Source organism: Brucella sp. TWI432, from assembly GCF_039674445.1.
Taxonomy (GTDB): domain Bacteria; phylum Pseudomonadota; class Alphaproteobacteria; order Rhizobiales; family Rhizobiaceae; genus Brucella; species Brucella chromiisoli.
Window position 1 is genome coordinate 210,245 of the sequence record NZ_JBDJNL010000003.1, and the last position, 18,429, is coordinate 228,673.

Consider the following 18,429-nt stretch of genomic DNA (forward strand, 5'->3'; position numbering starts at 1 on the left):
CATCACGTTTATACAGCTTCACTTGCATCACAACCGAGACAGCCCTATTTCCAATTGAGGTTTTCAACAAGACCGTATCGAAGATAGGAAAGAATGCCATGACCAGCGGATCAAACCGGGTTCTCGACGAACTCGCCAAGCTTGTGACGGATGCGGCAGGTGCTGCGCAAGGCGTGCGCCGCGAAGTCGAGACTGCACTGCGCTCACAGAGCGAACGTGTGCTTCATACGCTCGATGTTGTGCAGCGGGAAGACTTCGAAGCGGTGCGTGAAATGGCGATCAAAGCGCGCGCTGAAAATGCGGCCCTGCTTGCCAAAATCGAAGCATTGGAAGCGCGTCTTGCTAAATTTGAAGTTGATTCGACTGCGAAAACGCCAAAAAACTCTGCTCAAACAGCAAAATCCAAAGATAATTCATAATTTTTTATTAACAGGCTATAAGTGCCAAAAACCCTTGTCTTAGAGTCGCTTAAGGCAGGGGTTGCGGTTCGCTCCTCCCATATTTCCACATGCTTTAATGCCTCTTTTCAGAAAAGGGGCTGGCGTTCAGATTCAGCATCAATAGACTGAAAACACTACATGATTCGTAATAGGGTCATGTAGGCAGCGGCGAGGGGCTGTCGTTTTAGTTTTCGCGTCTTTCAGGCTGCTTTCCAGTATCAGTTGCGTATGTGCGTATGCCATTGAGGTGTTGCATGCTGAGTAAGCGTGCGAACTCCTCAACCGATCAATTCGTGCTTTTTTCTGCGCTTTGTTTGCGTGGGGGAGGTGCGGGCGAGCAGTCACTTGCGCGCCGGGAATTTGGAGGTGTCTTTTGAGGCGCTTCCCAGAACAGGAAACGGACATGAGCCTTCTTGAGCTTGAATTTGCACGCGAAGCACATCCGGTGGATGTGATCGAGCATGTTGCGAATTCAAACGACTGGACGTTCGAGCGGACTGGCGACGACGAAATTGCAATTTCGGTGGCGGGCAACTGGACCGACTACCATATCTCGTTCTCCTGGATGGAGGATTTTGAAGCTCTGCATCTGGCCTGTGCCTTTGACATCAAGGTTGCCGAACCGCGGGTCAATGAAGTGATGCGGTTGCTGTCGCTTATCAATGAAAAGCTTTTGATGGGCCATTTCGATCTTTGGCAGCAGGAAGGCGCGATCATGTATCGCCAGTCGCTGCTGCTTGCCGGCGGTGCAGAACCCACCAGCCGTCAGGTGGAAGTGTTGCTTTCAGCGGCGCTTGAAGCATGCGAAAACTATTTTCAGGCCTTTCAATTTGTTGTGTGGTCGGGTGTCAGTGCGCGTGAAGCACTGGAAAGCGTTTTGTTCGAAACAGTCGGACGCGCATAAATTTAATCCCGGTTTTTTGACCGGGATTCACTTTGGGGGATAAGATGAGCGGAACTGAAACGATCAGCTGGGCAGATTTCGAGAAGGTCGATATTCGCACAGGAACGATTGTTGAGGCTGTGCCATTTCCTGAAGCCCGCAAGCCAGCTTTCAAGCTGAAGATCGATTTTGGGGACAAGATCGGTATCAAAAAATCGTCAGCACAAATCACAAAACATTATGAGCCGGATGCGCTGATTGGTCGGCAGGTGCTGGCCGTGGTCAATTTCCCCCCGCGCCAGATTGGGCCTTTCATGTCCGAAGTTCTTACGCTCGGTCTGCCTGATGAGAATGGCGAAGTGGTCCTGGCTGCAATTGATAAAAGAGTTCCAGACGGCGTTAAACTATACTGATCGTCTTTCTGTGATTTGTGCATGTCGCCTGTTGTGTGCGATTGATCGCACACAACAGACAGGAATGAAGCAGATGCAGGGAACGATTGTCGTCGCCATAGGCGGAGCTCTGGGAAGCATATTGCGCTATTGGATGACCATCTGGCTTGCGCCGGTAAGCCAGGGGCTGCCCTGGGGCACGATTGCGGTCAACATCATCGGTTCATTTGCCATTGCTTTCTTTGGCGCGATGACGATGGCATCCAGTCGTATTGAAGTGCATGAGATCTGGCGTCTGGCCTTTATGGTTGGCGTCTGTGGGGGCTTTACAACCTTTTCCTCATTCAGTGTGCAAACTTTCGAACTGTTGCGTCTTGGTATGCCGGGGCGCGCACTTTTGAACATCGGTATTTCGCTTGCTGCCTGTCTTGCCGCGACAGCTCTTGGTTATTTCGCAGCACAGGTGCTCAATAAAGTTTAACAGTTTCTGCCGCGCATCTTATCTCAAAACTGCTTCGCAGTTTTGCTGGAAATGCTCTAGGCCGGAATGCGGATAATTGCTCTTAAGCCGCCGGTGGGGGCATCTTCCAGTTCGATATCGCCGCCATGGCTTCTTGCAATATCGCGTGCGATGGCGAGGCCAAGCCCGCCTGTGCCGCCTGAATCCTGTGTGCGTGCTTCATCAAGGCGCACAAAGGGTTTGAAAACGTCTTCGCGACGATCTTCCGGTATGCCGGGGCCGTCATCATCCACGATGATTTTCAGCCAGCCATCTTCATGCGTGAGTGCAAGTTCGACATTCTGCGCATGGCGGAACGCATTGGACACCAGATTGCTGACAAGACGCGAAAAGGCGTTCGGTCGAACATGGATCTCGCTGTCGCCTTCAATGGAATATTTGAAGCCGCGTTCGCGCAGTCGCGCTTCATTGGAAAGTTTGTCGCAAAGCAAACGCACATCATAGGTTGCCGCCTCTTCCGCACCTTCGCCCCGCGCAAAAGCCAGATAGCCTTCAAGCATCGTCTGCATGTCGGCAATGTCCTGATTGAGCGGTTCGGTGTCGATGGCATTGCCGGTGAGGGCGAGTTGCAACTTGAAGCGGGTAAGAATGGTGCGCAGATCGTGGCTGACGCCAGAAAGCATGGCTGTGCGCTGTTCAATCTGTCGCTCAATGCGCGAGCGCATCTGAATGAAAGCAATGCCAGCGCGACGGACTTCTTCCGCACCATGGGGGCGGAAGCCCTCCGGCATCGGGCGGCCTTTGCCAAAACTTTCAGCCGCCTGTGAAAGCTGCTGGATGGGTTTGATCTGATTGCGCAGGAAGGCAATCGCAATGATCAGAAGAACAAGGGCTGTGCCGATCATCCAGGTGAGGAAGATACCGGTATTCGATGCATAGGCCTGACTGCGGCGGGCAAAGACACGAAGCACTTTATCTTCGAGCTTGATGCGAATTTCAATCAGATCGGAATCGCCAACCGTATCCACCCAGAACGGACGATTGATCTGACGGGTGATTTCTTCGCTCAGGAAGTAATCGAGAATGGCGAAGAACGGTTTTGGTCCCGGTGGTGGCAGCGGATCAGGCGGCAGGATCGAAATATTGAGGCCAAGACGCTGCTGTGAGATACGGATCAGGTTGTCGTATCCGGGTTCCTGCGGGTAAGTTTCTAAAATGTCGATGATTGCAGAAATATCACGGACAACGGCTGTTGAAAGCCGTTCAGTCACCATCTGCCAATGCCGTTCCATGAAGACATAGGCGATGACGGATTGAAGCAGCACCATCGGTGCGATGATGATGATGAGCGAGCGCGCATAAAGCCCTTTGGGCATTTTGCGCGCAAACCAGCGCGTTATCGATTTCCAGGGTGACTTCATCGTCTCAGACAACTCCAGACGGTTCTGCTTGTTGCATGTTTTTGGTCACGCTCTGAAATTTGCGAGGCTCCGCGCTTAAGTCTGGCTTCTAGTCGATTATTCAATACTCAGCTTATAGCCGATGCCGCGCACGGTTTGCAGCCAAACCGGGTTGGCCGGGTCCTGTTCGATTTTGCGGCGCAGACGGTTGATCTGCACATCAATTGTGCGCTCGCCGACATCCCCATCCTGCCCGGTCAGCTCATGACGCGGAATGGTTTCGCCGGCGCGTTCTGCAAAAATCGCCATGATATCCTGCTCGCGGTCCGTGAGCTTGATTGTTTCGCTGCCTTTTTTCAACTCGCGGCGCGGGATGAAAAACGTATAAGGACCAAAAACAATCTGTTCGATCTTTGGCTGGGCAGGGGTTGCTCCACGACGCAGGATATTGTTGATGCGCAGGATCAGCTCGCGCGGATCGAAAGGCTTGGGCAGATAATCGTCTGCACCGGCCGACAATCCATCAATGCGACTGTCGGTTTCCGACAGTGCGGTGAGCATAAGGATCGGCACAGTTTTTTGTTCGCGCAGCGACCGGGTGAGCGAAACGCCGGTTTCGCCCGGCATCATCACGTCGAGGATCAGCAAGTCGAAGTCGATGCCTTCAAGCTTGCGGCGTGCTTCGGCAGCGCTGCCAGCCATCGTGACCCGAAAACCGCTGGTCGTCAGATATTGCGAAAGAAGGCTGCGGATTCGCGTGTCATCATCGACAACAAGAAGATGAGGCGCGTCATCCGAAAGGTGCTTTTCTTCTTCAGCCATGGCGTCGTTTGGTCCCATCCTGTTCCAGATCAGCGCGCATCATTTCATCACGCGTGATTGGCTTTATTTCTACCCATGCCCTAGCAGGCCAACTGTCTTTGGTTCGCCATGACATGATACATCTTACCGACAGGAAAGTGGCGCGTCTATGAGAGCGTTTCCACAGCTGCTTCTGCTGCTGTGAAGTCATCAATCTGAACGCGCCGTTCAGGATTGACCATGTTGTAAAGAAAGCGCTCGATTACTTTCCGTTCTTCAGATTGACATTCTTCCAATGCCCTCGCGATGCGGCGCGACTGTGGCAGCGTGAGCGCAAGAGTGAGTTGGCGTCCACTTTTTGTTGGATAAAGCCGGCGGTGGCGGCGGTCATTGAGCCCCGTCGCCTGCACGACATGGCCGGTGTCGATAAGCTGCTTGAGAACACGAGACAGGCTTTGCTTGGTGATGCGCAGCACTTCCAGCAGTTCAGCGACCGTCATTCCCGGCTTGCGGTTGATAAAATAAAGCACGCGGTGATGGGCGCGGCCAAAGCCTATCTTCTCCAGAATCAAATCCGGGTCAGCAGTGAAATCGCGATAGGAAAAGAACAGCAACTCAATGACGCTGAGATCGGCAGCCTCCAGCGAGGTCAAAGGATTGGTTATATAATTCACATCATTCGTCGAGTTCACATCGAAGCTCCGTCTTGTTACGATAAATATGTCAGCATTGTTGACATAACTCAATCGTCAAGATAATTTTTGGGAAGTGCGGGGCGGTATTTTTGGAATAAAGTTTACGCTGCTGCATGCTGGAGGAGAGATAATTACGCTGTTTGCCGGTGTAATACTGTCCCATAAGGACAGTAGCGTATCATGGCGAGCGTTATTTTCCGCATTGACTGGAAATATCGATTTAACCGGCTGGAAAAGATTAGGGAAAAGGCTCATTCGAGCCAAACGGGATGGTGGAAAACCGCTACCCAATTTTGAGGAAGAGTAAAATGTCTGCGATTCCATTCGATCAACGTGACGGATTTATCTGGCAAGATGGCGAATTCGTCGCCTGGAAGGATGCCAAGATTCATGTGCTGACCCATGGTCTACACTATGCAAGTGCAGTGTTTGAAGGCGAGCGTGCTTATGGTGGCGAGATTTTCAAGCTGACCGAGCATACTGAGCGTTTGCATGAATCCGCTCGAATTCTTGGTTTTGAAATTCCCTATAGCGTGGAAGAGATCGACAATGCCTGCCGCGAACTGCTCAAGAAGCAGGGCTTTGAGGATGCCTATGTGCGCCCCATCGCATGGCGTGGATCGGAATCGCTTGGCGTTTCGGCGCAGAACAATCGCATTCATGTGGCTATCGCGATCTGGCAATGGCCGAGCTATTTCTCACCTGAAGAAAAGATGAAAGGCATTCGTCTCGATATCGCAGAATATTGCCGCCCAGATCCACGGACTGCGCCATCGCGCTCCAAGGCTGCCGGTCTTTATATGATCTGCACGATTTCCAAACATGCAGCTGAAGCCAAGGGCTATGCGGATGCGCTCATGCTGGACTGGCGTGGACAGGTTGCGGAGGCCACAGGCGCGAATGTTTTCTTCGTAAAAGACGGGGCTCTGCATACGCCAAAGCCGGATTGCTTCCTTGATGGAATTACGCGCCGCACGATCATTGATCTTGCCAAGCGTCGCGGCTTGGACGTTGTCGAGCGCGTAATTATGCCGGAAGAACTGGAAACATTCAGCGAATGCTTCCTGTGCGGAACTGCGGCTGAAGTGACGCCGGTTTCAGAAATTGGGAAATACAATTTTAAACCTGGCGTAATTACGAATATGCTTATGAATGATTATACAAATGAAGTTCAGCCAAAGCGAAGAGCGGCTGAATAGCAGTGTTTTAAACAGAAAAAAGCGGCGTTTAAGCCGCTTTTTTACTATATGGATGCTTAGTGTTTGACTTTGAAGCGTTTCGGCCCAAGATTTTGTATGTCGGATTCGCGTTATTCCGGCTTTTAACTCAGATGGGGTGACGATTATGGAATCTCTACTGCCTATCATTCTTCAGCTTGTTTCGGGGGCAGTCGGTGGCAATATTGCCGGTGCCGTCAAAAACCTGAGCCTCGGTACTGCTGGTAATACTGTTGCCGGTGGCATTGGTGGGGTTATCCTTGGTCAGCTTCTGCCGTTATTATCCGGTGGCGGGCTGGATTCTGTTCTTAATGGTGTGGTTGGCCAGTTGGCAGGCGGTGGCGTAGGCGGTCTTGCGCTTACGGCAATTGTCGGGCTGATCAAAAACTCGCTGGCTAGCAAAGCTTAAGGGTACGTCAGACCTGAGAGCAGGTAAATAGAGCGGTTGTGGAGACGTCAGCCGTTGGAAATTTATTGCGAGATGGAAAATGGGCGGCTCTCAGCCGCCCGTTTTGTTTGCAAAAGCGCTTGCACGATCTTACTTTAGAGTGCACTTCGATCCGATGGAATTTATGCTCTAAAATAGGGCAGCTTTAACCGCAGTTTTTAATTCTGCTGACTGAATGGAGTATCCTGAATGGGGCAATTGCAAGCTATTATCGTCCCGGTGACGCCTTTTCAGCAGAACTGTACAATTCTTTTCGATAGCGACACAAAGAAGGGCGTGGTGATTGACCCGGGTGGCGATTTCGATCGCATTAAGGAAGCGATTGCCTCTCAAAATGTCGATGTGGAAGCCATCTGGATTACCCATGGGCATATTGATCATGCGGGTGCCGCGCTTGATCTTAAGGAAGATCTCGGCGTTGACATTATTGGCCCCCATAAGGATGACAAGTTTTTGCTGGATAATCTGGCGACGACTGGCCTTAAATATGGACTGACCGAGGGTGTACGCAATGTAACACCGGATCGCTGGCTTGAAGAAGGTGACAAGGTCACTGTTGCGGGCCACACATTCGATGTGTTTCATTGTCCGGGCCATGCGCCCGGCCATGTGGTCTTTTTCAATCCAGAAGCGCGTTTTGCGATCGTCGGTGATGTTTTGTTCAATGGCTCCATTGGCCGTACCGATTTGCCCGGCGGCGATCACGCAGCGCTTATTCGCTCCATTAAGGAAAAGCTTTTGCCACTTGGCGATGATGTTGGCTTTCTGTGTGGCCATGGCACCGGTGGGCGCTTTGGGGAAGAACGCCGCAACAATCCGTTTCTGAATGATCTCGGATATGCCTGATCTGGTTTATCCTTAAAAAAAGCCGCCCTGTGAGGCGGCTTTTTTGATTTTGCGGATTTGATCAGTTGGCCGAGCAGAAGTGATCGCGACCATCATACCCACGATAGGTGCCGGTATTTGGATTGAACGAGCGATAGCGGTCCGAACAATATTGATACCAGCCACGGCTCCAGGGTTCATAACCAACACGATACTGCACGCTTCGTGCAGGCGGGGCTGGATAGTAGGCTGGAGGCGGTGGTGGTGGCGCATAAACCGGCGCTGGCTGCACATAGGTGGGCTGTGGCTGGCTTAGCGCGCTGCCAAGCAATGCGCCCGCTGCAAGGCCGATGACGCCTGCGGCAACCGCATCGCCGGTGCGATCACGATCGCGGTGACGATAATATGGACGATCCCATCCGCCCCGATCCCAGCCGCCACCATCCCATCCGCGACGGCCCCAGGAATCTGCTGATGCCGCAGCCAATGGCGCTGAAACTGCTGCTATGGAGGCTACGCCAAGAATAGCCGCTTTGAGTAACCTGTTCATTGTTCGCTCCTTCGGAAGCATAACTGCAATCTCTACGATGCGTCCGGTTGAATGGGCACGGAGCATCAATCATGAATAACAAGTTAATAGTGTCGACATGAATGGAGGCTGAACAATGTTCATAGGGCGCGGAAATCGCGGTTAATCGGTAAATTAGATGCAGTGGCGGTAATATTTCGCGCGTTTGGCTCTGTGATGATTCCATAAAAAACCCCGGCGTCAGCCGGGGATCAAATTCTTGATCAGTAAGACTCGAGCTTAGTCAGTAATCGAAATGTTTACTGCCTTAGGGCCTTTGCCGCGACGATCCGGTTCCGTCTCGTAGGAAACCTTCTGATTGTCAGCAAGTCCTGCCAAACCCGAAGCCTGTACAGCAGAGATATGCACGAAGATGTCTGCGCCGCCATCATCAGGCTTGATAAATCCGAAACCTTTTTCGGAGTTGAAGAATTTGACCTGTCCGGTCTGTGCCATGGGATCCGTTCCTTTTCCTTGGCGCCACTGCTTTATGAGAGACAGTGGAATTACTACTTCTGCCGAACGCACCACACACCCGGCAGAGGGTCATGCAGGCAGTTATCGACTTAGGAAAAGAAACGATCATTGCTGGAGAGTAACCCCCAACCCGAAACTTCTAGCGGTTCCGGCGCGCCGTTCTTCAAGTCTTCCGTTGTGCTCAAATTGCCCGGACATTTGAAGACTGATCTATGATGCGTTATTTGGCAAGCAAATTCTTTTCGCAAAATGCGATTAGTTTTCTTCGAAAGGGTATCATTGCTAAATTTTTCAAAAATTACCAGAATACCGCTAATTTAATACAAAAAGAGTGCGAGAGAGGGGAAATATATAAAATCATACTATGGTATAGTATGCCTTGTTGCTTATTTATTGCGCAAAACTATGCATGCGCCGCCTGCTGCTCGTAGTTTAGTGCAAATGTTATCCGCCTCGCTGCGATTATCAGCGCCTATGCGTACCGCATAAATACCCCGTCGGGCAATGGGAGTACGAACACGGCTGATAACCGGATTATGCCCAGACAGCACGCTTGGGAATTGTTTGCGCAGACGATTCCATTGATTGACCGCGACACTGCGCCGGAAATTGCCTGCGACCTGAATGCCCCAAGGCTTCGGCTTGATGCGCGACATGGGAATGGTTGCCGTGCGAATAATTGGCAAGCGCTGGCATGCTTGCGCAAAGCTGAGCTTGGCATCAAGTGGGCGGTTGTTGATTTCATTGCCTGATGCGAAGTTATCCGCCGGTGCGCCCGTTAGATCCAAGACGTAATCTTCGGTTTCAAGTGGCAAAAAGCCACCTGAGCGCATCCAGTTGGAAACACGCGTTGGGCCTGCATTATAAGCCGCCGCCGCAAGGCCCCAATTGCCGAAGGCGCCTTTCAGTTCACTCAAAAAGCCTGCCGAGGCAGGAATTGCCTGTTCGATGTCGAAGGGATCGGCCAGTCCGCGCTCTTTGGCCGTATAGGGCATGAACTGTGCAATGCCCTGTGCACCAACCGGACTCACAGCGCGATGGTCAAAACGACTTTCTTTCCAGATTAGCCGTGCAAAGAAGTCTTTGGGAATACCGCGTTTTTTAGCATTCGTCTCAATCAGCTCGCAGATTCGTTCAACCGTGGGCTCCGCCTTCTTAGACGGTATGGGCGGACCATAGATTTCGGTTTCCAGCCTATTTTCAGCAGAAACGGATTTGATAGCGTCCGGCCAGCAAAGAAGCTGGAAAATTGTGACAGTTGCCATAACCAGATGCGAACGCTTCATGCAGACTTTCCGCCATTGATCCCCGAAAGCTATAGACAGAGTAAAGCAAGTTTCTGACTTGTCGATATGACTTTCATGTGCGGATGCGGAATATATGCGAATATATCCTTGTTCTTCCTCTTCGCTGTGCCATTTTAGTCGTTAACAGGAGAGGAGGGAGCAATGCTTCTGAACAGAATCAGCCGATTGAGCGTCTTGGCGGGTGCCTTGTTTCTCGCAGGTTGCGTAGCGGAAGGAGGCCCCGATCACCGCCCGCCCATGCGCCCCGGACCATCGCAGCCGCAAATGTGCCCAATGATCTATGCGCCGGTTTGTGGTGAACGTGGGTCTTCGCGCAAGACGTTTGGCAATGCCTGTCAGGCGCGTGCCGACGGTTATCGGATTGTCGGAAACGGACAATGTCGTTCGAGGCCGGGGCAAGGTTCCGGCTGGGGAGGAGAGCGGCCAAACCGTCCTCCGCATCAGGGTAACAGACCGGGACGTCCGGGGCCGGGTGCTGGCGCCTGCACCCGAGAATATATGCCGGTTTGCGCGCGCAGGGGCAATGACAGGCAGACATTCCCGAACCGCTGCGAAGCGGAACGCGCTGGCTACCGTATTACCGGTGGCGGTCAGTGCCGTTAAGCACTAAACGCCCTTGATTCACCGTCCCGGTCGGCCAGTCTTGCCGGGGCGACGCTTTTTGCGGGCAGTTTCAGCCGGGTCTTCATAAGAGCCGATACCTGAACGCTCGCGGCGGATGGCTGCATCGTCGGCCCCTGCCGGCTTTTCTGTGCGCTTGACGGTCATCTCATCCAGCGTGTTCTTACGGAACAGCGGCTTGGCCATGTCCGTCCCTGGTCCCATATTATCGAGCGATGGCTTCGCAAAGAGTGACTTCTTCGGCTCGTCGCCAACAGTGCGGTGCACCTTGCGACCCGCGTTGTGACGGCCTTTTGTGCGACCGGTCACAGGGCTTTCAAGCTCCACTTCACGCGCCATTGGGTCGTCGGCAATCGCCAGTTCCATTTCACGCAGGCGCTTGACCTCATCCCGCAGGCGTGCCGCCTTTTCGAAGTCGAGATCAGCCGCTGCATCGCGCATCTGCTTTTCGAGATGTTCCAGATGGGCGGCAAGATTGTTGCCCATCATCGCACCTTCTTCGGCAAAGCCTGAAATATCGGCGCGGACGTGATCCTGCTCGTAAACCGAATTCAGAATATCCGAGATATTCTTCTTTACCGAAGCAGGCGTTATGCCATGCTCACGATTGTAAGCTTCCTGCTTTTCGCGGCGGCGGCTGGTTTCATCCATCGCGCGCTGCATGGAGCCGGTGATGTTGTCGGCGTAGAGAATGACCTTGCCGTCAACATTACGCGCCGCACGGCCGATGGTCTGGACAAGTGAGGTTTCCGAACGCAGGAAACCTTCCTTGTCAGCATCGAGAATGGCAACGAAACCACATTCGGGAATATCAAGGCCTTCGCGCAGCAGGTTGATACCCACCAGCACGTCGAACGCGCCAAGGCGCAGATCGCGGATGATTTCGATGCGTTCCAACGTGTCGATGTCCGAGTGCATGTAACGCACGCGAACGCCCTGTTCGTGCAGATATTCGGTCAGGTCTTCGGCCATGCGCTTGGTCAGCACCGTGCAGAGCGTTCGATAGCCCTTGCGTGCAGTCTCGCGAATTTCGCCTAGCACATCATCAACCTGATTTTTCGCCGGGCGGACTTCGACCGGCGGGTCGATCAATCCGGTTGGGCGGATGACCTGCTCGGCGAAGACGCCGCCCGCTTCTTCCATTTCCCACTTGCCCGGCGTTGCCGAAACCGCAATGGTCTGCGGACGCATGGCGTCCCATTCCTCAAAGCGCAGCGGGCGGTTGTCCATGCAGGAAGGCAGGCGGAAGCCATATTCGGCCAGCGTCGCTTTACGACGGAAGTCGCCGCGATACATGCCGCCAATCTGCGGAATCGTAACATGGCTTTCGTCGAGGAAAACCAGCGCGTTATCCGGGATATATTCAAACAGTGTCGGTGGCGGTTCGCCCGGTTTGCGCCCTGTCAGGTAGCGCGAATAGTTTTCAATGCCGTTGCACACACCGGTTGCTTCGAGCATTTCAAGGTCGAAATTCGTGCGTTGCTCAAGACGCTGCGCTTCCAGCAGACGACCGGCGCGGGTCAGTTCTGCGAGGCGGTGCTGCAACTCTTCCTGAATGGACTTGATCGCCTGATTGAGTGTCGGGCGGGGTGTTACATAGTGCGAATTCGCATAAATTTTGACCGATTGCAGATCGCCGGTTTTCTGGGCGGTCAGCGGGTCAAACTCGGCGATGCTTTCGATTTCATCGCCAAACAGCGAAATACGCCATGCCCGGTCTTCCAAGTGGGCCGGGAAGATTTCAATCGTATCGCCACGCACACGGAATGAGCCGCGCACAAAATTGATGTCCTGTCGTTTATATTGCTGCGCCACGAGATCGGCGAGAAGCTGGCGCTGGTCGAGCCGGTCGCCAATCTTCATCTCGAACGTCATGGCCGTATAGGTTTCGACCGAACCGATACCGTAAATACAGGAGACAGACGCCACGATGATCACATCATCACGCTCGATCAGGGCGCGGGTTGCGGCATGGCGCATCCGGTCGATCTGTTCGTTTACGGTCGATTCCTTTTCGATATAGGTATCGGACCGCGCCACATAGGCTTCCGGTTGATAGTAATCGTAATAGGAAACGAAATATTCGACGGCATTGTTCGGGAAGAAGCTTTTGAACTCGCCATAAAGCTGCGCTGCAAGTGTCTTGTTCGGCGCGAGAATGAGCGCGGGGCGCTGCGTTTCCTGAATGACCTTCGCCATGGTGAAGGTTTTACCCGAGCCGGTGACGCCAAGCAGCACCTGCGTGCGGTCCTGATCTTCCAAACCACTGATCAGATCGCGAATGGCCGTTGGCTGATCGCCGGATGGCTCGAAGCTCGATTCCATCTGGATCGCAATGCCGCCTTCCGACTTTGGCGGTCTGGCTGGGCGGTGCGGTGTCCACAACTCACCATTCTTAAACAGCGGATTGCCGGATTCGATGAGGTCGGACAACGCTTTAACGGTTGCGGTCGCCCCGGTCGGGTTGAGCGCTGTGGCCTCTTCCAGGCTGATATCAAGGCCAGCGACAGGGTTGAGACCGGCGGCAGCGCGTTCTTTCGCCGAAGCGGCGCCGCCCATGGAGGTTCCACGCGCACTGCGCGATGATTCCTTGCTGCGCTCAGGCACTTTTTTCGGTGCCTTCGCAGCCTTTGCTTTGGGCTGAGGCTTGTCTGCCTCATCGCCAATCTCTTTGGCCCAATCGGAGATTGAGCCAGAAAAGGGTGTGCCTGACAAATCGCGTTGTGGCGCCTCGCCAAAACCGCGCGTTTCGTCATGTGAATCCTGAGTGTATTTGTCTTTTGTGGAGGCCATGCTCCCAATATGGAATTTCGCAACACAAATGAAAAGGGCGCCCGGATCAAATATGGAACAAATCCGGTGCGCCATATCGCAATTTTATGTTGCTCCTGACATCAGGCTGCCAGGAGGTGGCAATCACCGTGGCCCGCGTGGGCGCCAGCGATCACCGGGACCATAAAAATTAGGATGATAACCGGGATGGTCGCGCCAGCCAGGATGGTCGCCCCAGTGTGGACGCGGTGGTCCCCACTGGTTTGGTCCGCGCCAGTTTGGACCCGGACGATACGGACCCGGTCCCCAGCCTGGGCCAGGGCCCCAACCGGGGCGCGGCCCCCAACCGGGACGTGGACCCCAATTGGGGCCATTATTCCATCCATCATTATTGATGGCTGAGCCGATTACGAGACCTGCAATCAGTGGTATGCCAATGGCTGCGGCAGTTGATCCGAAATTGTCGTTGGTGGTGTAGCCTCCGCCGCCTGTCTGAACAGCGATATAGCGAGAGGAAGCCCATCCATCGAGACCGCGATAATTGACGCGACACCAGCCGTAGCCACTCGTACAACCTGCGACGCCGATGATGACACCGTTTGGAATGCGCCCCATAGACGGATATTGCGTTCCGGGACCCGTGCGCAGGTTTATATTTGCGGTTGCAAGACCGTTGGAGGCTTCCGCATTTGTTGCAAACAGAATGGCTAATGTAGCAATAGTTGATTTAATAAGAAATCTCATTATTTGCCCCATGTTCAATCTCTGTGCATGTATATATACCATTAAAGCTATAAATTTACTTAATGATATTTAGTTTTATGCTGTTATGTTTAATAGTTAAAAATTTATCTTTTAGGGCATGTTTGGATCTCATTGAATTAGATCAGCGCTCTAATGCTTTGTTTTAACGCGCATCTTTGTCCGAAAATCGTTTCACGCTTTTCGGGATGCGCACCAAATCGCTGTTGTCTTTGATTTGCATGGCAGAGGTGTTGATGATGCACTTTCCCTTGCGACAGGCTTGCAGCATACTCGCAGCCGACTCTTTTCAGACTCGCAAGGGACCTATCGATGAACGATTTTAATGCGCCTAAGGGCATGCTGACTGTGCGCACGCAGGCTATGCCAAAAGATACCAATTCGGCTGGTGATATTTTCGGTGGCTGGGTTATGGCGCAGATGGATACGGCCAGTGGCATTCGTGCTGCTGAACGCGCCAAGGGACGTGTGGTTACTGCTGCCGTGCGTGAAATGTCTTTCGCAAAGCCGGTCAAAATCGGTGATGTGCTGTGTGTTTATACGGAAATCATCCGTGTTGGACGCACATCAATTACGCTGCGTGTTGAAGCATGGGCGCAGCGCTATCTCGCCGAGGAGATGGATCTTGTGACGCATGGCGAATTCGTCATGGTGGCGCTCGACAAGAGCGGACAGCCAACGCCGGTTCCGGCAGAGTGACACCAACAGGGCCTGTTGCTATTTGCAGGCGCGATATCCACTTCGGCGCTGCATGAGGTCGAAGTGGAAGTGGTCGGCGTGTTCGCGGTTATAACCGGGGCCTAAAACCGTGGTGAAATAATTGCAGGCATCGGAGCGAACGCTGTTGAGCAGACCTTTCTCCCTAAAGGAGAAGAAGCCGGGTTTGCGCACGGCTATGCTTTTGCCATTGTTGAGAACAATTTTCGTGACGTCGATGGCGTTGCCGCGGGAATGTTCCGACATTTTGGCGCCGCGACGGTGGTTCATGGTACGGCAGGAATAGCCGCCCGCGTTGTGAATGGTATTAATGCCGGAGAGGTAACGCAGGCGGGACGAAGGTTGCAGGTCGCCTTTGATCCAGCGTGCAAAGGCTTCGGTGACTTGACAATTGAGCGTGGCTGCGGGTTTGAAGGCGATGGAACCGCTGTTGAAGCCGCTGACTTCAATCGGGTTGTCGATGCGACATGTGCCGCCTTGATTGATGGGCGACTTTTCAGTGAAGACGACGCCAAGCCGCTTGAGCCGGGTGCGGCAGGCGGCCTCTGAATTTGACAGGGTGTAAATGTTTTCAGCCGTACTGACCGGGTTCTGGATAGGCGAAGCAAAGCCATAATCGCCAGCATAGTGTGGCTGGCTATGGGTCGTCATCTCGTTGGCATTGGTTTCGATTTCTTCGGCAAGTCCGACGACGCGTGCTTCGCGCGGGCTTTGGGCGGAAGGAACCGGGGCAGGCGGCACAATGATATCGGCGCTGCCAATGTCAGCCTGCGGGCGGGGAGGACGATCACCGGAACAGCCAGCCATAAGCACCAGCAATATAAAGCTTGCCGGGCGTGCATAGCGACGAAAGCGGTTGGACAACGCAAAACTCATGTCCATGCCTTTCAGTTTGGAACTCGCTCCAACACATATTAGACCATAAGCGTAAACGAACAGTCAGCGCTTCTGTTAAGGGCTGTGGCGATAATCAGGCGTCTCATGGTCATAAGATTGGCGAAATCTCTATAACACTCTGCTAACAGTATCTTGCGGTTTCGGGCCAAGCCGCGACAGTGTCCTTCCGGTCCCCAAAGTTTTTTTCATGTCAGCACTCATGTCACCAAGCGTTCTGCCGATTCTGCTTCTGATTGGCTCCAATATTTTCATGACTTTTGCCTGGTACGGGCATCTGAAGTTTACCAGCACGCCGCTCGTAACGGTCATTCTTATCAGCTGGGGTATCGCGCTGATTGAATATTGTATGGCTGTGCCTGCAAATCGCATCGGGCATGAAGTGTATTCGACCGCACAGCTTAAAACGATGCAGGAAGTCATCACGCTGGTGATCTTCAGCTTGTTCTCGGTCTTTTATCTCAAAGAAGCCTTCACCTTGAATCACCTGCTTGGCTTTGCGCTGATTGCCGGTGGTGCGGCCCTTATCTTCCGGGGTTGATTACTCTGCTGCGCTCAGAGCTGGTTCCGTTTTGCGCTTCCAGAACATCGGGACCAGTTCCACAGCCAGCATTGCGGTAAATAGCAGGCCGCAGCCGATGAAGCCGATGAAGGTCAGCCGGTCCCCGAGGAAGATTGCGCCGAACATTGCTGCAAAGATTGCTTCGGAAGACAGGAAAATCGCAGCCTGCGCCGACGTCGTGTAGCGCTGGCCGATGGCTTGCAGCGTGAATGCGACGCCAGATGAGAAGACGCCGGTAAACAGCAGTTCTTTCCATGTCAGGGCGATGGCATTCCAGTTGATGTCTTCGATAGCAACGGCAATCAGAAGGCCAGCGGCGGCCGCAGTGGCAAACTGAACGCAGCTTAGCGTGATGGGGCGCCCGGAACGATTGGCCCGGCTGATCAGCAGAACCTGCATCGCCCAGAATATCGCGCCGATGATGATGAGCCAATCTCCGTGTTTGAGGGCGCTTAGCTGCCCGCCGGAAAGCAGAAAAATACCTGCAAGACATGCCACCGCGCTTGGCCAGACAATGGGATGCGGCCAATTTCTGAAAATGATGACGCCGAGCACCGGCACCATCACGACATACAGCCCGGTCAGAAAACCGGCATTGGTGACAGAGGTGGTAATCAAGCCGATTTGCTGGAGCACAAGACCAGTAAAGAGCGTTGCGCCAACAAGCATGAAATAAAGATAATTCGAACGATCAAGCTTATGCGGCGAGCGCCTGCCTTCAGCAATCGACCATGGCAAAACCGACAATGCGGCAATGGCAGAACGAACACCGATAAACAGAAACGGGCCGATGCTTGCCATGGCAGTTGATTGCGCGACAAAGCCCATGCCCCAGATGACGCCCGCCAGAAGAAGGAGCATATTAGCCTGTACGCGTGTCATCAGTGCCTCATGTCTATAAGAAACAAGGATGACAGCTTGGCTCATCATCCCTTCGTGGATATGCTATAGGCATTAGCCTGACGCTGCGGCAAGGGATTTCCTCTTGTTGCGAGTGTGGCAAAGCTTTTTCGGAAGGGCAGCATGTTTTCTTGTCTATTTAATCATAGGTCAGTTCTTACAGGCGCTGCACTGGCTCTCGTTTTTGCAAATCCCGGTTCAGCCTCGGCCGCTTTCAAACAGATTCGCGATAGCTGGGTTCTGTGTGATTATGCGTCCAATTGCACGCTTACGCTTAACAGTACAACGCAAGGCGCCCCCTCGTTCAATCTGTATCGCAGCAGTGCAGTCGGCGCGCAGCCCTTGTTACGCTTGTCCAATCTTGATTCGAAGCCTGCCTCCGGGCAATTCGTCATTGCGGTTGATGGCAAGCCAGCTCTTTCCGCCGCTGTTTCCGCACTCAAGCCCAATGATGATCAGTTCGATTATGATAATGCGGCGGATGTTGCCAAGCTGATGGATGCCATGAAGGCGGGGCAGAAATTGACGCTGCAACTTGGAAATAAGACCTACAGCTATTCGCTGTCCGGTTTTGTCGGTGGTCTTATTTATCTTGATGAGCAGCAGGCGCGAAATGGCACAGTCGCGGCCCTGCAGGCCAAAGGCAAAAAGCCTGCGCCGCCTGCGCCCGATGTCTCGCTGATCACAACTCCCGAACAGTTGCCAAAGAAAATCCGGCCAGATTTTACCGATGAAAAAGGTGTATGTGGCACGTCTGGCGGGTCATCCTTTGACACAGGTGGCGGTTTTAAAGCGAAGATCGGTGATGGGTTGAGCATGATTGCAATGCCATGCGGCTCGCCGGGAGCTTATAATCAGCCTTATGTCTTCTATAGCCAGTATGAGAATCAGGTGGTTCCAATCGCGTTGCCAACCATTTCGGATGATGGTCCAAGCACGGTCGATCAGGCATGGAATATCGACTGGTCGCAGGCAAACAAGACAGTGACCGCGTTTTTCAAGGGCAGGGGCTTGGGTGATTGCGGAACCTATGATGTCTGGAAAGCCACCGATGATGGCGAAGGCAAGGTGCGCTTTGTGCTTGTTGAAGAGCGGTCGAAAGGTGATTGTGACGGCAATTATGCGGGTGGGCCTGAAAAGTGGCCTGCAAGCTGGCCGATTTCTGTAAAATAGCGCAATGTTTCCCGCACAATTAACAGGCTAAAATTTTTGTTCGTGAAATGATTTGTGAAAATGCTATAGTTTCATCAACATCACTTTGAACGGTTCCGAAGCCTGTGCTTCGGGG

At 53.1% G+C, this 18,429-nt stretch carries 21 protein-coding genes; 11 read left to right on the top strand and 10 right to left on the bottom strand.

What is annotated here, in order from left to right; genetic code table 11:
* Nucleotides 1-98 precede the first annotated feature (98 nt).
* The 4 genes from ABE527_RS08230 (at nt 99) to crcB (ending at nt 2,196) form a co-directional block, all read left to right on the top strand.
* On the top strand, nt 99-419 hold the full coding sequence (locus tag ABE527_RS08230; protein WP_396998174.1) for an accessory factor UbiK family protein: 321 nt from the start codon (nt 99-101) through the stop codon (nt 417-419).
* A 424-nt stretch (nt 420-843) separates the two neighbouring features.
* On the top strand, nt 844-1,344 hold the full coding sequence (locus ABE527_RS08235) for a type III secretion system chaperone family protein (RefSeq protein WP_007875981.1): 501 nt from the start codon (nt 844-846) through the stop codon (nt 1,342-1,344).
* Nucleotides 1,345-1,388: 44 nt separating this feature from the next.
* The gene (locus ABE527_RS08240; protein ID WP_265985550.1) at nt 1,389-1,736 is read left to right on the top strand and encodes a tRNA-binding protein; all 348 of its coding nucleotides are present in this window, start codon (nt 1,389-1,391) and stop codon (nt 1,734-1,736) included.
* A gap of 73 nt (nt 1,737-1,809) precedes the next feature.
* Nucleotides 1,810-2,196: a fluoride efflux transporter CrcB gene (crcB, locus tag ABE527_RS08245; RefSeq protein WP_499696680.1), complete on the top strand. Its 387-nt coding sequence runs from the start codon at nt 1,810-1,812 to the stop codon at nt 2,194-2,196.
* Nucleotides 2,197-2,252: 56 nt separating this feature from the next.
* Here crcB and ABE527_RS08250 read toward each other — a convergent pair whose 3' ends face one another.
* The 3 genes from ABE527_RS08250 to ABE527_RS08260 form a co-directional block, all read right to left on the bottom strand.
* Nucleotides 2,253-3,596 (bottom strand): ATP-binding protein, encoded by a 1,344-nt coding sequence (locus ABE527_RS08250; protein WP_265985548.1) that lies wholly within the window; start codon nt 3,594-3,596, stop codon nt 2,253-2,255.
* A gap of 96 nt (nt 3,597-3,692) precedes the next feature.
* Nucleotides 3,693-4,415, bottom strand: coding sequence for a response regulator (locus tag ABE527_RS08255; RefSeq protein WP_265985547.1), 723 nt, complete (start codon nt 4,413-4,415; stop codon nt 3,693-3,695).
* A gap of 128 nt (nt 4,416-4,543) precedes the next feature.
* A complete protein-coding gene (locus ABE527_RS08260; RefSeq protein WP_265985546.1) occupies nt 4,544-5,068 on the bottom strand; it encodes a MarR family winged helix-turn-helix transcriptional regulator in 525 nt (174 codons plus the stop codon).
* Between the two features lie 311 nt (nt 5,069-5,379).
* On the opposite strand from ABE527_RS08260, the gene ABE527_RS08265 reads away from it, so the two are divergent.
* The 3 genes from ABE527_RS08265 (at nt 5,380) to ABE527_RS08275 (ending at nt 7,582) form a co-directional block, all read left to right on the top strand.
* Nucleotides 5,380-6,270 carry a branched-chain amino acid aminotransferase gene (locus tag ABE527_RS08265; protein WP_265985545.1) on the top strand — a complete coding sequence of 297 codons (891 nt, stop codon included), beginning with the start codon at nt 5,380-5,382 and terminating at the stop codon, nt 6,268-6,270.
* A 145-nt stretch (nt 6,271-6,415) separates the two neighbouring features.
* Entirely contained in the window at nt 6,416-6,697 is a 282-nt protein-coding gene (locus tag ABE527_RS08270) for a hypothetical protein (RefSeq protein WP_265985544.1), read from the top strand.
* Nucleotides 6,698-6,925: 228 nt separating this feature from the next.
* Entirely contained in the window at nt 6,926-7,582 is a 657-nt protein-coding gene (locus ABE527_RS08275) for an MBL fold metallo-hydrolase (protein ID WP_396998181.1), read from the top strand.
* A gap of 61 nt (nt 7,583-7,643) precedes the next feature.
* Here ABE527_RS08275 and ABE527_RS08280 read toward each other — a convergent pair whose 3' ends face one another.
* The 3 genes from ABE527_RS08280 to ABE527_RS08290 form a co-directional block, all read right to left on the bottom strand.
* Nucleotides 7,644-8,111 (bottom strand): BA14K family protein, encoded by a 468-nt coding sequence (locus ABE527_RS08280; protein WP_265985542.1) that lies wholly within the window; start codon nt 8,109-8,111, stop codon nt 7,644-7,646.
* Between the two features lie 258 nt (nt 8,112-8,369).
* Nucleotides 8,370-8,585 (bottom strand): cold-shock protein, encoded by a 216-nt coding sequence (locus ABE527_RS08285; protein WP_265985541.1) that lies wholly within the window; start codon nt 8,583-8,585, stop codon nt 8,370-8,372.
* A gap of 407 nt (nt 8,586-8,992) precedes the next feature.
* The gene (locus ABE527_RS08290; RefSeq protein ID WP_499696609.1) at nt 8,993-9,892 is read right to left on the bottom strand and encodes a transglycosylase SLT domain-containing protein; all 900 of its coding nucleotides are present in this window, start codon (nt 9,890-9,892) and stop codon (nt 8,993-8,995) included.
* 162 nt (nt 9,893-10,054) lie between these two features.
* Between ABE527_RS08290 and ABE527_RS08295 the strand changes: the two genes are divergently transcribed.
* Nucleotides 10,055-10,516, top strand: coding sequence for a Kazal-type serine protease inhibitor family protein (locus ABE527_RS08295; protein ID WP_499696610.1), 462 nt, complete (start codon nt 10,055-10,057; stop codon nt 10,514-10,516).
* A gap of 18 nt (nt 10,517-10,534) precedes the next feature.
* On the opposite strand, the gene uvrB is transcribed toward ABE527_RS08295, so the two are convergent.
* Both uvrB and ABE527_RS08305 read right to left on the bottom strand, forming a co-directional pair.
* Nucleotides 10,535-13,327, bottom strand: coding sequence for an excinuclease ABC subunit UvrB (uvrB, locus tag ABE527_RS08300; protein ID WP_499696611.1), 2,793 nt, complete (start codon nt 13,325-13,327; stop codon nt 10,535-10,537).
* Between the two features lie 123 nt (nt 13,328-13,450).
* A complete protein-coding gene (locus ABE527_RS08305; protein WP_499693961.1) occupies nt 13,451-14,050 on the bottom strand; it encodes an SH3 domain-containing protein in 600 nt (199 codons plus the stop codon).
* 330 nt (nt 14,051-14,380) lie between these two features.
* On the opposite strand from ABE527_RS08305, the gene ABE527_RS08310 reads away from it, so the two are divergent.
* Entirely contained in the window at nt 14,381-14,767 is a 387-nt protein-coding gene (locus ABE527_RS08310; protein ID WP_265985536.1) for an acyl-CoA thioesterase, read from the top strand.
* A gap of 18 nt (nt 14,768-14,785) precedes the next feature.
* Here the strand turns inward: ABE527_RS08310 and ABE527_RS08315 are convergent, their stop codons facing one another.
* Nucleotides 14,786-15,661 (bottom strand): extensin-like domain-containing protein, encoded by an 876-nt coding sequence (locus tag ABE527_RS08315; protein ID WP_499693960.1) that lies wholly within the window; start codon nt 15,659-15,661, stop codon nt 14,786-14,788.
* A gap of 208 nt (nt 15,662-15,869) precedes the next feature.
* Between ABE527_RS08315 and ABE527_RS08320 the strand changes: the two genes are divergently transcribed.
* Nucleotides 15,870-16,220, top strand: a complete 351-nt coding sequence (locus ABE527_RS08320) for a DMT family protein (protein WP_265985534.1) — start codon at nt 15,870-15,872, stop codon at nt 16,218-16,220.
* Here the strand turns inward: ABE527_RS08320 and ABE527_RS08325 are convergent, their stop codons facing one another.
* A complete protein-coding gene (locus tag ABE527_RS08325; protein ID WP_265985533.1) occupies nt 16,221-17,123 on the bottom strand; it encodes a DMT family transporter in 903 nt (300 codons plus the stop codon). It lies immediately after the preceding gene.
* Nucleotides 17,124-17,264: 141 nt separating this feature from the next.
* Between ABE527_RS08325 and ABE527_RS08330 the strand changes: the two genes are divergently transcribed.
* The gene (locus tag ABE527_RS08330; protein WP_499696612.1) at nt 17,265-18,314 is read left to right on the top strand and encodes a DUF1176 domain-containing protein; all 1,050 of its coding nucleotides are present in this window, start codon (nt 17,265-17,267) and stop codon (nt 18,312-18,314) included.
* The last annotated feature ends 115 nt before the right edge of the window (nt 18,315-18,429 follow it).

Excerpts from the sequence above, each read along its gene's own strand:
- ABE527_RS08230 (WP_396998174.1), top strand. The coding sequence starts at position 99 with ATGACCAGCGGATCAAACCGGGTTCTCGACGAACTCGCCAAGCTTGTG.
- ABE527_RS08235 (WP_007875981.1), top strand. The coding sequence starts at position 844 with ATGAGCCTTCTTGAGCTTGAATTTGCACGCGAAGCACATCCGGTGGAT.
- ABE527_RS08240 (WP_265985550.1), top strand. The coding sequence starts at position 1,389 with ATGAGCGGAACTGAAACGATCAGCTGGGCAGATTTCGAGAAGGTCGAT.
- crcB (WP_499696680.1), top strand. The coding sequence starts at position 1,810 with ATGCAGGGAACGATTGTCGTCGCCATAGGCGGAGCTCTGGGAAGCATA.
- ABE527_RS08250 (WP_265985548.1), bottom strand. The coding sequence starts at position 3,596 with ATGAAGTCACCCTGGAAATCGATAACGCGCTGGTTTGCGCGCAAAATG.
- ABE527_RS08255 (WP_265985547.1), bottom strand. The coding sequence starts at position 4,415 with ATGGGACCAAACGACGCCATGGCTGAAGAAGAAAAGCACCTTTCGGAT.
- ABE527_RS08265 (WP_265985545.1), top strand. The coding sequence starts at position 5,380 with ATGTCTGCGATTCCATTCGATCAACGTGACGGATTTATCTGGCAAGAT.
- ABE527_RS08270 (WP_265985544.1), top strand. The coding sequence starts at position 6,416 with ATGGAATCTCTACTGCCTATCATTCTTCAGCTTGTTTCGGGGGCAGTC.
- ABE527_RS08275 (WP_396998181.1), top strand. The coding sequence starts at position 6,926 with ATGGGGCAATTGCAAGCTATTATCGTCCCGGTGACGCCTTTTCAGCAG.
- ABE527_RS08280 (WP_265985542.1), bottom strand. The coding sequence starts at position 8,111 with ATGAACAGGTTACTCAAAGCGGCTATTCTTGGCGTAGCCTCCATAGCA.
- ABE527_RS08285 (WP_265985541.1), bottom strand. The coding sequence starts at position 8,585 with ATGGCACAGACCGGACAGGTCAAATTCTTCAACTCCGAAAAAGGTTTC.
- ABE527_RS08290 (WP_499696609.1), bottom strand. The coding sequence starts at position 9,892 with ATGAAGCGTTCGCATCTGGTTATGGCAACTGTCACAATTTTCCAGCTT.
- ABE527_RS08295 (WP_499696610.1), top strand. The coding sequence starts at position 10,055 with ATGCTTCTGAACAGAATCAGCCGATTGAGCGTCTTGGCGGGTGCCTTG.
- uvrB (WP_499696611.1), bottom strand. The coding sequence starts at position 13,327 with ATGGCCTCCACAAAAGACAAATACACTCAGGATTCACATGACGAAACG.
- ABE527_RS08305 (WP_499693961.1), bottom strand. The coding sequence starts at position 14,050 with ATGAGATTTCTTATTAAATCAACTATTGCTACATTAGCCATTCTGTTT.
- ABE527_RS08310 (WP_265985536.1), top strand. The coding sequence starts at position 14,381 with ATGAACGATTTTAATGCGCCTAAGGGCATGCTGACTGTGCGCACGCAG.
- ABE527_RS08315 (WP_499693960.1), bottom strand. The coding sequence starts at position 15,661 with ATGAGTTTTGCGTTGTCCAACCGCTTTCGTCGCTATGCACGCCCGGCA.
- ABE527_RS08320 (WP_265985534.1), top strand. The coding sequence starts at position 15,870 with ATGTCAGCACTCATGTCACCAAGCGTTCTGCCGATTCTGCTTCTGATT.
- ABE527_RS08325 (WP_265985533.1), bottom strand. The coding sequence starts at position 17,123 with ATGACACGCGTACAGGCTAATATGCTCCTTCTTCTGGCGGGCGTCATC.
- ABE527_RS08330 (WP_499696612.1), top strand. The coding sequence starts at position 17,265 with ATGTTTTCTTGTCTATTTAATCATAGGTCAGTTCTTACAGGCGCTGCA.